Source organism: Psychrobacter sp. NG27 (genome assembly GCF_016106655.1).
Classification (GTDB): Bacteria; Pseudomonadota; Gammaproteobacteria; order Pseudomonadales; family Moraxellaceae; genus Psychrobacter.
Genome location: NZ_JADGIN010000006.1, coordinates 29,508 through 41,645, shown reverse-complemented (window position 1 = coordinate 41,645; position 12,138 = coordinate 29,508). Strand labels below are relative to the sequence as shown.

Here is a 12,138-nt window from a genome sequence, read left to right as displayed (position 1 = left end):
GTCTGCATAAGATAACGTAAAGTCAATCTCAGCAATTATCTCAAATGACACAAATTTTAGGCATAAAAAAAGAGAGCATAAGCTCTCTTTTTTACTATAGTAGGTCTATTGTATAAACAATAGAATTACTTAGCTTCTTCAACTACAACTTCGTCAGATGCTTCAACAGCAGCTGTATCAGTTTCGCTAGCTACGTCTACGCTAGTAGTAGTACCGTCTACAGGAACTTCAGCGTCCATTTCGTCAGTAGCAGTTGCAGCTTGTGCATCAGCGATATCAGCTTCAGCGCCGGCAACAGCAGCATCAGCGTCAGCAGTCATTTCGCCTTCAGCAGCAGCATCGTCAAGCTCTGCAGATGCGTCTTGCACTTCTTCTTGTGCGTCAGATAAATCTTCAGCAGCGTTTTCTTTGCTGCTGTCACAGGCAGTTAGGCCCATAGTTGCAGTCATGATACCAGCTAGAGCAAGTAATTTAAGTTTCATAAGGTTTTCTCCGGAAAAATGAAATGAGCAGTAGCAGCAACGACAAATTGAACTTCGAGATTCCTCAAAATTCAACTAGGATTAGTCACAGCTACTCAGCTTCCACGCATTCTATAGGTTTTCTATGTAAATAGAAATAGGCTGTACAATTAAGTAACAATAATATTGAAAATAATATTTTACTTTGTCTGTTTGATAGTATTTTTAATACAAAAAACGCAATTAATCGACGTATAATCAATGACATCGGCATATATGAGACCAATCATATAAGTATCCTTACGACATGTTATTTGGCTATTTGTGATACTCCTATAGGCAGAATCAGAGGTAAATAGTCCGATTAATGGTAAGTGAGTGAGTCAAAATATTAAGAGCTATTTTAAATATTCTAAAACAGCTTGCTTTTTCGATATTAGACCAATGTATCAAAACGAAAAGCTGTATTAAATACTTTATTAAGAAGCGTGTTACATTAAAAAGAGCATTCAATCAAAAAAAGCTCGACACCATATGGATATCACATAAAATTAATTAGGATCAATACGAATAGCAGGCTATCGTATGTTTGAGGAATTCAGTTATGAAATGGCAAGGCAGACAGGGCAGCTCTAACGTCCGCTCGAGTAAAGGCGGCGGTAAAGTATTGGGTGGGGGTATTGGCGGTATTATCATCGCAGGTATTTTATGGTTGGTATTTGGGGTCAACCCAATGACGGCGTTACAGACAGGACAAGCGGTTACAGGTGGCGGTAATAGTGGGACATCTACTGAACCTGCGACCAGTAACGATCGAGACACACAGTTCGTAAAAGTCGTATTGGCTGACACGGAGGCGGTCTGGCATCAAATATTTAATGAAGCAGGCAGCACTTATCAAGAGCCGTCATTGATTTTGTTCAATGGACAAGTCAGCTCGGCTTGTGGCAGTGCGAGTGCTGCCACAGGTCCTTTTTATTGTCCAGGGGATCAGACTGTTTATCTAGATACGTCCTTTTTTGTAGAAATGCGTCAAAAACTTGGTATTTCAGGCGATCAGCAAGGCTCTGGTGATCAAGAGAACCAAGGTAAAGCAGGTGATTTTGCGCAAGCTTATGTTATCGCGCATGAGGTTGGTCACCATGTACAGACGCTATTGGGTATCTCTCAACAGGTTAGTGAGGCCAGTAGACAAGTCTCGCGTTCAGAAGCCAATAAGTTGTCGGTATTGCAAGAATTACAGGCGGATTGTTTTGCTGGTGTATGGGCACAGCGCAATCAAGAACGTGTACAGTTTTTGGAAGCAGGTGATATTGATGAAGCTGTCAATGCAGCGGGTCAAATCGGTGATGATCGCTTAGCAAAAGCAGGCGGCGGGGCAGTCGTACCTGATAACTTTACCCATGGTACCAGCCAACAGCGTGTTGAATGGTTCACGCGTGGTCTAGAAAGTGGCAATGTACAGTCTTGTGATACCTTTAGCGGTGCGCTATAAGTATATTGTGACTGACTGACTGACTGATGATAAGAATATTTACTTTAGCCGACGAGCCAACACAAAAAAGCCTGCAATTGATTGCAGGCTTTTTTGTATTGGCTAAGGTTCTATCAAGGCAAGAGTAAACCTTGATAAGATCAATTAGCGAGTTTGGTCAAGAATATAAGCACCAGCACCACCTACAGCAGCACCACCAAGTGCGCCACGAGCGATATCTTTACTATCGCCATTGCTTTTAAGAACTGCACCAGCAGCTGCGCCAACAGCAGCACCTTTAGCAGTGTTGCTCAAACCACTGTTATAGCCATTAGTTGCACAGCCACCCATGATAAGAGCAGAACTAGTGATTGCCGTCATTGCGATTGTTTTAGCAAATTTCATATGATTACCTATAGATTCATCAAGTTTAAAATATTAGACCCTTAAAGTAAGGCATCTAGATTATTTTCAAGTTTATTCCTACCACCTATCATCATAATCGTTTACTGACTACAGGGTCGTAGTAAAAACGCTAATCTTTGCAAACAAGATGTAAGCGATGTTGCCACACTGTGTCATCGGTGGTACTTGTGGCTTGTATTGGATTATAAATTTCTTAATTATTAGACAATGAATATTTCACTCTTATAAATAAAAAAGACCACCTATTGGTGGTCTTTATATTGAATCAAAGCTAAATACGTCTGACAAACTAATCGAAAATTAGTTTTGTGATTTACGCTTCATTTGTTCAAAGAATTCGTCATTGGTTTTCGCTTCTTTTAAGCGATCCAACAAGAATTCAGTGGCTTGTACACCATCCATCGGTTGTAGCAATTTGCGTAGAATCCAAACTTTGCGCAATTTATCTTCATCCAATAGACGCTCTTCGCGGCGAGTGCCAGATTTTTTGATGTTAATTGCAGGGAAGACGCGTTTTTCAGCCAAATCGCGCTCAAGCGTAATTTCTTGGTTACCCGTTCCCTTGAACTCTTCAAAGATAACGCTGTCCATTTTACTACCAGTATCGATAAGCGCACTGGCAATAATCGTCAAGCTACCACCTTCTTCGACGTTACGAGCGGCACCGAAGAAGCGTTTTGGACGCTCAAGCGCATTGGCATCCAAGCCACCTGTTAAGACTTTGCCTGACGAGGGTATGACCGTGTTATAAGCACGTGCTAGACGAGTGATGGAGTCAAGTAAGATGACCACGTCTTGCTTGTGCTCAACCAAGCGCTTGGCTTTTTCGATGACCATCTCAGCCACTTGCACGTGACGCTGCGGCGGCTCATCAAAGGTAGAGGCAACCACTTCACCGCGTACGGTACGCACCATCTCAGTCACTTCTTCTGGGCGCTCATCGATCAATAGTACAATGAGATAACACTCAGGGTTGTTACGAGTAATCGACTGTGCGATGGTCTGTAGCAGCATCGTTTTACCCGCTTTTGGCGGTGCGACGATGATAGAGCGTTGACCTTTACCAATCGGAGCGATCAGGTCGATGATACGGCCAGTCAAGTCTTCGGTGGTGCCATTGCCCAGCTCGAGTTTTAAATGCTCAGTTGGGAATAGGGGTGTCAAGTTCTCAAAGATAAGCTTATGACGTGAACGATCTGGCGTATCAAAGTTAATCTCACCGACTTTTAATAGCGCAAAATAACGCTCAGAATCTTTGGGCGGACGAATCGTACCAGCGATACTGTCACCTGTCTTTAGGCTAAAGCGGCGAATTTGGCTAGGGCTGACGTAAATGTCATCAGGGCCTGCCAAATAAGAGCCTTCTGATGAACGCAAAAAGCCAAATCCATCCGGTAGAACCTCAAGGACGCCGTCACCATAGATGGCTTCACCGTTACGGGCATGGGTTTTTAGAATAGCAAAGATGATGTCTTGCTTACGGCTACGCGCCATATTATCAAGACCCATTTCTTTGGCGATAGCCAATAGCTCAGCGATTGATTTTTTCTTTAATTCAGTAAGATTCATAGATAGGTCATTAGCAATTGATCAGATGATAGATGCCATTAGCAGCACAAGTCAGGACAGTGATTAAAATAACGGTATTAGAATGATAGATGAGGTAGACAGCAGTGGAGTTTATGTAGTTTTGGTATTGCACGTTTGCTTATGTACGCGTTGCCATCATGCGAGGCAATGTCATAAGAAATAGAGAAAAAAAGGCTACATAAGGGTCTGCGTCAAAAACTCAATATCAGTAATTGCGTTCAGTCATTTTGTTCAGCAATGGTGTTTATAATGACGGTTGTGTTTTTGTTGATAAACACGAGGAGAATAGCGACAAGATACTTAGAAAAACAGTTGGTTTTCTCTTGTCAGCAGACTATACGGTCTTCACAATAGCGTTGTCAATAAATTTTGCCAAAAAAGTCATAGAATCAAGCTTTTTGCACAAAAAACAAGCAAAAAAGCCACTATCTTCATCAGATAATGGCTTTTTGATGGGTGCTACTTTACACGCAAAATAGTCTGTCGCGAAAAGCAGACTTATACATGCTTGTCCAATACTTTAGCCAATTCAGATTTTGGCTGAAGACCCATGACTGAGTCAACTTTTTCGCCATCTTTAAAGACAAATAGCGTTGGGATATTACGGATACCAAAACGGCTGGCCGCTTGTGGGTTGCTATCCACATCAACTTTGACAATTTTAACTTTGCCTTGGTACTCAGAGGCAAGATCTTCTAAAATAGGAGCAATGGCTTTACAAGGGCCACACCATGCTGCCCAAAAATCTACCAATACGGGCACATCTGACTCTAGTACGTCTTTGTCAAAGTCGGCATCGGTGGTATGTAAAATAAGGTCTGACATAATATTATCTCTCTTGTTTTATTATTTCTATTACCGCATAGCAACCTAAATATTGGTCTAGTAATAAGCTGATATGTGATTAAAGAATTGTTTGGAAGTGGCGAAAATGTGCCATTATATTAACATGTTTGTTCAATCTTGACAGATGCAGGCTGGTTAAATTGTTTAACAATTGCCATGAGTACAATAAATCAAAGCACTATATAGTCGATTCAATTTAAAAGTAGTACAAGGCAACCGAGTGTAGATGTCACTGTGATACTTCAAGCGAGGTTAACGATGTCATACTTTTATAGTGGAATAGTTATAATATCGCGATCAAAACCCTCACATCATACCCAATTTATATAAGTAGTTAATGTTATGTTTTTCACTGATGAAGCAGTCAACGCTCTAAATACCCAAGAAAATGCTTACCCCATTGAATTTTTTAGGGAGTTTGCCCAAGCGATTACAGTCTACGAAGATGACGATATTTGGGTGGTTGATAAGCCTGCAGGACTGCTGAGTGTCGATGGAAAAACGTTAAAGGTGAGTTTGCTTTCGCGCCTTGAGCGCGCCAATCCAGCTGTCAAATTGATTCATCGCCTAGATATGGATACCTCAGGGTTGCTAATTTTTGCAAAAAACGCCGCCGCGCAGACTCATATCAGTAAGCAATTCATTGAGCGTTTACCGCAAAAAAAATACCAAGCGCGTGTCTTTGGACAGTGGGAGCAGGTTGGCGCAACTGGCAAAATATCAGTGCCAGTACGCTACGAACCTGCGACCAAGCCGCGTCACATCGTCGATCACGATTGGTCAAAGCATGCACTGACGCTGTATGAAGTATTGGCCCATGAAACGTGTGATGGTCATACAGTCACAAGAGTGATGCTAAAGCCCGTCACAGGCCGTAGCCATCAGCTGCGTGTCCATATGGTACATGTCGATCATGTGATGATTGGTGATCCGATCTATGCTGAAGGTGCCGCATTAGAGATAGCACAAAGGCTCAACCTGCATGCACAGCAATTGCGTCTCAAGCATCCGGTATTGGGTGCTTGGATGGATTGGGAAAGCCCGTGTCCGTTCTAATGCCTTGCCAGTTTTAAAATGTGGCTCGCTGATGTATGTAATGTTGACTCAAGGGTTGTAAATAGTAGTGGCAAAGTTATGACCAATTACTGACTATAAGCACTGTATGAAGCAGGCAATGAATAGCAACTATCCACCGAACATTTTACAAAAAACACGCTCGCTATATAGCACCAGTCATGCAAACACAAGGATGAGAGTATGCTTGATATTACGACCACCGAACAGGCCATTAAAAATCGTTTTAGACGTAAAAGCCAAAAGTCGACCGCGCCAGCTGATTATGAAGTGATGATTATTGGTGCGGGCATCGCTGGTATTGGCATGGCGTGCCGTTTACAGCAGCAACAGCATAAAGACTTATTCGGTCATAAAAGCTCAAAACACCAAAAAAAGAAAAAATCGACCCATCAGCAAAAGAATCCGCAGCGCTTTGCTATATTCGAAAAACGTGCGGATTTGGGCGGGACCTGGGATTTATTCACATACCCTGGTATTCGCTCTGACTCTGATGCCTTGACGTTTGGCTACAATTTTCGACCGTGGTTAGATTACAGAATGTTGGCAAAAGGCAGTGATATCAAACGCTATATTGCAGATACGGCGCGTGAATTCAAAGTGACTGAGCACATTCGCTACCAGCATGAGGTGCAGCAGCTCTCATGGTCGAGTGACGATCAGCAGTGGTCAGCGACTATCAAAGACCATGCTAGCGGTGACATATTTATTAAGACCGCTAAGTTTGTGGTAGGTGCGACTGGCTACTATGACTATGAACAAGGGTATCGACCGACGTTTGATGCAGAAGAGGATTTTAAAGGTCGTATCGTCCATCCGCAGCATTGGGATAATCTAGAGTACCAAGACAAAAAAGTCGTCATTATTGGCAGCGGTGCCACTGCGATGACGTTACTACCTGCGCTAGTAGATGAAGACGCAGAACAATGCGCACGACATGTCACCATGCTCCAGCGTACGCCCACTTATGTAGCGAGCGTGCCGGGCGATGACTATGCGATTGACTGGTTATCAGGTAAATTTTCCCCTTTATCAAAAGCGCAGGCTTATAGCGTGCTGCGCACACGCAACGTCTTAATACAACAAGGGCTGTACAAAGTTGCCATTTATGCCCCAAAAGTGATGAAAGCCGTACTAAAAGGTGGGGTGAAAAAAGAGCTAAAAGGTAGCGGGATTGATATTAAGCACTTTTTGCCAGATTATAATCCGTGGGATCAACGCGTCTGCGCAGTACCAGACAGTGATATGTTCAAAGCCTTTCAGGGGAAACGTGCAGCGGTGGTGACAGACCAGATCAATCACTTTACCAAGACGGGTATCCTACTAAAATCTGGCCAACATATTGATGCAGATATCATCGTGACGGCGACGGGGCTAAAACTACAGATGTTAGGCGCCGCCGCTGTCTATATCGATGGTCAAGCGGTCGATATCGGGACTCGTATGACGTATAAAGCCGTCATGGTTGAAAATGTGCCCAACATGGCAGTGCTGTTCGGTTATACCAATGCCTCATGGACACTAAAAATCGATTTGGCGTGTCAGTATGTGCTCAGGTTACTCGGCTATATGCATCAGCATCGCTACCAAGTGGTACTACCACAAGCACAAACGGCGAAAGATAAAGCCCATGCACAGGCTGATACCGTCATGGGCTCGCTGTCATCAGGATATGTCAATCGTGCCAAAGACGCGCTGCCAAAGCAAGGCGATCGCTACCCTTGGCACGTGACCAATAACTATCTAAGCGACCGTATCATGCTGAAATATCGCAAAATAAAAGACGATTGGCTACGGTTTAGTCGTTAGCAGCTTATTGATTATTAACAGTCACTATGAATGGTGACTGTTAATAAAGTCAGCAACTTGCTTGCTTAGCATCACCCACAGAGTTTCTTGTGCGCTTTTGCTGCCCCAAGCGTTGTGCGGACTAAAGATGACGCGAGGGTGATTAGACATCGTCAATAAAGGGTCGTCGGCTGCGATGGGTTCTTGTTCGAACACGTCGCTGGCATAGCCTGTGATTTGCTCACTGTTGATCGCATCAGTCAATGCTTGGCTATCGACGATACCGCCGCGAGCGACATTGACGATGAGGGGTTGTTTCGTCATTTTTGCTAAGGTGTCTTTATTAATTAAATGCTCGGTTTGTTCGGTCAAAGGACAATGTAGACTTAGCACATCGGCCTGTGCCAGCACGTCATCAAATGCAGTATAGTCATCGCTGCGCGGCGCACGCCCCTGATGCTCCGCCCATAATACCGTCATTCCAAAGGCGCGGGCGATTTCGGTCACGCGTTTGCCAATCGTGCCGATACCAATGATGCCCAGTGTTTTGTCTTCCAAATCTATCAGCGGAATATCAAGCAGGCAAAAATTGCCGTTTGCCAGCCATGAACCATCAGCAACTTTTTGATGGTAATGGATGCCTGCGCGCATTGCGTTTAGCATGAGCATAAACGTATGCTCGGGCACGCTTTTTACTGCATAGCCTGCGACATTGTAGAGAGCGACATCATGTTCATGACAAGCATCATGATCGACGTTATTCATGCCTGTGGCAGTCAGTTGGATAAGCTTTAGCTTGGGTAGTTGGCTAATTACATCCGCACTGATTTGAACTTTATTAGTAATGATAATATCCGCGTCACGGCAGCGCTCAATGATGACAGCGGTGTCTTTAGGGGTATCGTCATAAGTGATGTAATCGCTGACGCCTGTTGGGGCAGGCAAGTCGATGCCCTCAGAGAATGTACCTTTATCTAAAAAAACAGCCTGCATGATTGCTCCTTATTTATTGTTGTCGTATCGATGATTGTCTAACGAATGGTTGTCTTATGAATGAGTATCGGCCTAATGTAGCACGTTGGTCTTTTTAAGCAAAAAGTAATCCACTGAATGTGTGAAAGGGTGATGCCAGCCACAGACCTATCTCAACACATTGATATTAGTTTGAAATTGAATGGATTATATTCACCCCGCAGCACCTCTCTAAAATACAGTGCCAAGTAAATACTGCCTAAATTCATATCACCCAAACGCATCAGGTATCAAAATTGGCCACTTGAAAAATTAACTTAACGCACTCATCTAGCCGCTAACGTTATATAATGGCTGCGCGTGGCGGCTGGGTTTTCTAAGAGTGCTTTTAATTTCGTTGATAATCTGCATCTCTAGTCCCCTAATCGCTATCATAAGCCACTATTGGTATCTAATTTTTTATTATCTGAGTACAAAAGACATCGCCTTATGACTATCTCTATTGCTTCATTGCACAGTACTGAATTCGCCGTTGGCCAACGTTATTTATCTGATACGGAGTCTGAGCTTGGCTTGGGCGTGGTCATCGATGTCGATGATCGATGTGTGCATATTTTATTCCCGCAAAGTGAAGAGACGCGCGTCTATGCCAAAAACTCTGCGCCGCTATCGCGCGTGGTGTTCAAGGTGGGTGACAGCATTTATGACCAAGATGGCAAAAGCTATGTCGTCAATGCCGTCGATGAAGTGATGGGTGTACTCAAATATGGCGTCGATGAGCACGAGCGCGGTATTATGGAGACGCGCCTTGCCGCTAATATCACGCTTGCCAAGCCGCTTGAACGCTTGCTTGCTGGTCGTATTGAGCGCGGTGATTGGTACGAGCTGCGTCAAGATATCTTGCGTATGCAGGCTGCGCTAGCAGGTCATCCTCTAAAAGGCATGATGGGGGCGCGTGTCGATATCATCGAGCATCAGCTATATATCGCACATGAAGTCGGTAAACGTATCGCGCCGCGCGTCTTACTCGCTGACGAAGTGGGTCTGGGTAAAACCATCGAAGCGGGCATGATTATCCATCAGCAGCTATTGACCGGTAAAGCTGAGCGAGTACTGATACTCGTGCCGGACAGCCTGCAATACCAATGGATGATTGAGCTACGTCGTCGTTTTAACCTGAACTTTGCGCTGTTTGATTTGGTGCGTACGGCTGCGATCAAAGAACACGATCCCGAGCAAAACGTCTTTGCCACTGAGCAATGTATCATCGCTGGTATGGACTTATTAATTGACCATCCTGATTTGTACGATCAAGCGATGGATGCTGGATTTGATCTGTTGGTCGTTGATGAGGCGCATCATCTGCATTGGGATGAGGCACAAGGTGGCAACGACAAATATGACCTAATCGCAGATTTCGCTGAAGAAACTCCTGGCGTGATGCTATTGACGGCGACACCTGAACAATTGGGCGCTCAAAGTCACTTTGCACGTTTGCGCTTGCTTGATCCAGATCGTTTTGATGATTTAGATGAGTTTATCGACGGACAAGCAGCATTTGCTGAAACCGCTGCTGTCGCTGGTGTGCTGATAGAAGATAAACCAGTCAGTGAAGGGCAAATCGCTGCTTTGAGTAGTTTGCTTGATATCAGTATTGATGAGTTAGCAGCCATTAACGATGACGAAAAACTGCGAACACATGCACTCAACGAACTATTAGACCGTCATGGTACGGGCCGTATTTTGTTCCGTAACACGCGTGAGAGTGTCAAAGGCTTCCATGGTCGTAGCAGCCAGCCGTATCCATTGCCATTACCTGAGGCGTGGGTAGGCAGCTATCAGACCACTGGTAAACTGCGTGAGCAGCTATGGGGCGAAGAGAATCAACCTGATGGCGGCTGGTTAGAAGACGATCCTCGCGTCTCTTGGTTGATTGATATCTTACGCGGTGAGCTCAAGCATCAAAAAGTACTGCTGATTGCCCGTAGTGGCGCGACAGTTGAGAGCTTAGAGGCCGTATTGCGTCTGCATGCTGGTATCAAAACTGCTATCTTTACTGAGCAAATGACCTTGCTTGAGCGTGACCAAGCGGCGGCATTCTTTGCTGATAGCGAAGGCGCGCAGATATTGCTGTGCTCAGAGATTGGTTCAGAAGGTCGTAACTTTCAGTTTGCAAGCCAGCTAATATTATGGGATCTGCCTGCCAACCCAGATACGCTAGAGCAGCGTATTGGTCGTCTAGATCGTATCGGTCAGACGCAACAAATCATGCTGCATGTGCCTTATGTACAAGGCACGGCGCAAGAGCGTCTGTATCAGTGGTATCACAATGCGCTGAATATGTTCAATCAGATTTCTCCAACAGCGCAGAGCGTGCAAGAGCAGTATATTCAAGACCTAAAGCCAATGCTAGAAGGTGCGGATACAGCGGACAATCGCAGTATCTTGAAAGGTATCATCGATGAAGCGCTACAAACGCGATTGGGACTAGAAGCACAATTGCAAGCTGGCCGTGATCGTCTGCTAGAGTACAACTCATGCCGTCCGCGTGTTGCTGGCCGTATCGCTGATGCTATGCGCGATTTTGATGGCAATAATTTGTTGCCGCATTTCATTGAGCGCTTTTTTGCCTCTGCCAATATTGATCACAATATCCAGCGCGATGGCTCTTGGGTCATCGCACCGATCGATAGCACTGAGATCAGTGATTATATCGATGGCTTGCCACTGGGTGACGAAGACGGCATGACGTTGACCTTTGAGCGCGATCAGGCGCTGCAGCGTGAAGATATTGAATTTATCACGCACGAGCATCCATTGATGCGCGCTATCTATGAGCTGGCAAGTACCAGCACCTTTGGTAACACTACGGTTGCTATGCTTAAGAGTGCTGCCGTCCCGCAAGGCATGGTACTGCTAGAAGTGAACTTTCGTGTAGAAGCGATCGCACCAAGACTGCTGAACTTGCCAGCGACATTGACCACGCAAAATATCCGTGTGTTTATCAGCGAGCAGGGCAGTGATTTATCCGCGCGTATCAGCGCTGAGATGATCATGCCGCACATTGAGCGCTTGGACAAAAACAGAGCTCGCCAAGTGATTAAAGTGCGCGGCGATGTGATTGAGCAGCGTTATTATGAAGCTGAAGACATCGCGCGTCAGCAAATCGCTGAAATTGGTGAGCAAGCGAGCGCACGTTTTAGTCAGCAGTGGTCACGCGAAATCAAACGCCTGAAACATCTACAAACTATCAATCCAAATGTACGCCCCGAAGAGATTGAGCGCTTAGAGCAATTAAAAGCGCAAGGTGAGCAAGCGCTTGGTAACTTATCGCTCGTACCGGACTCTATTCGCGTACTGGTGGCAGTCAAGCCCTAAGCACTGAGGCATCATCGTTTAAGCTTTTAAAAAAACGAGATGTTATTAGACATCTCGTTTTTTTGTGATTGGTACCGCCTTATAAATTAATTGCTCATCGTTTGTTGAACAAAAATAGCAACACAAGAC

The 12,138-nt window shown here is 44.8% G+C and carries 9 protein-coding genes; 4 read left to right on the top strand and 5 right to left on the bottom strand.

The window, feature by feature from the left end; all coding sequences use genetic code 11:
* Positions 1–125: 125 nt before the first annotated feature.
* Positions 126–482, bottom strand: coding sequence for a hypothetical protein (locus IP485_RS10250; RefSeq protein ID WP_198327152.1), 357 nt, complete (start codon positions 480–482; stop codon positions 126–128).
* 583 nt (positions 483–1,065) lie between these two features.
* On the opposite strand from IP485_RS10250, the gene IP485_RS10245 reads away from it, so the two are divergent.
* Positions 1,066–1,956, top strand: coding sequence for a neutral zinc metallopeptidase (locus IP485_RS10245; protein ID WP_198327151.1), 891 nt, complete (start codon positions 1,066–1,068; stop codon positions 1,954–1,956).
* A 144-nt stretch (positions 1,957–2,100) separates the two neighbouring features.
* Here the strand turns inward: IP485_RS10245 and IP485_RS10240 are convergent, their stop codons facing one another.
* From IP485_RS10240 to trxA, 3 genes are all read right to left on the bottom strand, one after another.
* Positions 2,101–2,340 (bottom strand): hypothetical protein, encoded by a 240-nt coding sequence (locus tag IP485_RS10240; protein WP_194364979.1) that lies wholly within the window; start codon positions 2,338–2,340, stop codon positions 2,101–2,103.
* Between the two features lie 321 nt (positions 2,341–2,661).
* Positions 2,662–3,930, bottom strand: coding sequence for a transcription termination factor Rho (rho, locus tag IP485_RS10235; RefSeq protein WP_055125334.1), 1,269 nt, complete (start codon positions 3,928–3,930; stop codon positions 2,662–2,664).
* A gap of 519 nt (positions 3,931–4,449) precedes the next feature.
* Entirely contained in the window at positions 4,450–4,776 is a 327-nt protein-coding gene (gene trxA, locus IP485_RS10230) for a thioredoxin (protein WP_198327150.1), read from the bottom strand.
* 363 nt (positions 4,777–5,139) lie between these two features.
* Here trxA and IP485_RS10225 point away from each other — a divergent pair, with 363 nt between their 5' ends.
* Together IP485_RS10225 and IP485_RS10220 are read left to right on the top strand one after the other, a co-directional pair.
* Positions 5,140–5,853, top strand: coding sequence for an RluA family pseudouridine synthase (locus tag IP485_RS10225; protein WP_198327149.1), 714 nt, complete (start codon positions 5,140–5,142; stop codon positions 5,851–5,853).
* Between the two features lie 201 nt (positions 5,854–6,054).
* Positions 6,055–7,680 carry a flavin-containing monooxygenase gene (locus IP485_RS10220; protein WP_198327148.1) on the top strand — a complete coding sequence of 542 codons (1,626 nt, stop codon included), beginning with the start codon at positions 6,055–6,057 and terminating at the stop codon, positions 7,678–7,680.
* 24 nt (positions 7,681–7,704) lie between these two features.
* Here the strand turns inward: IP485_RS10220 and IP485_RS10215 are convergent, their stop codons facing one another.
* Positions 7,705–8,652: a D-2-hydroxyacid dehydrogenase gene (locus IP485_RS10215; protein WP_198327147.1), complete on the bottom strand. Its 948-nt coding sequence runs from the start codon at positions 8,650–8,652 to the stop codon at positions 7,705–7,707.
* Positions 8,653–9,120: 468 nt separating this feature from the next.
* Between IP485_RS10215 and rapA the strand changes: the two genes are divergently transcribed.
* Complete coding sequence (rapA, locus tag IP485_RS10210; RefSeq protein ID WP_198327146.1) at positions 9,121–12,009, top strand: RNA polymerase-associated protein RapA; 2,889 nt, start codon at positions 9,121–9,123, stop codon at positions 12,007–12,009.
* Positions 12,010–12,138 lie beyond the last annotated feature (129 nt).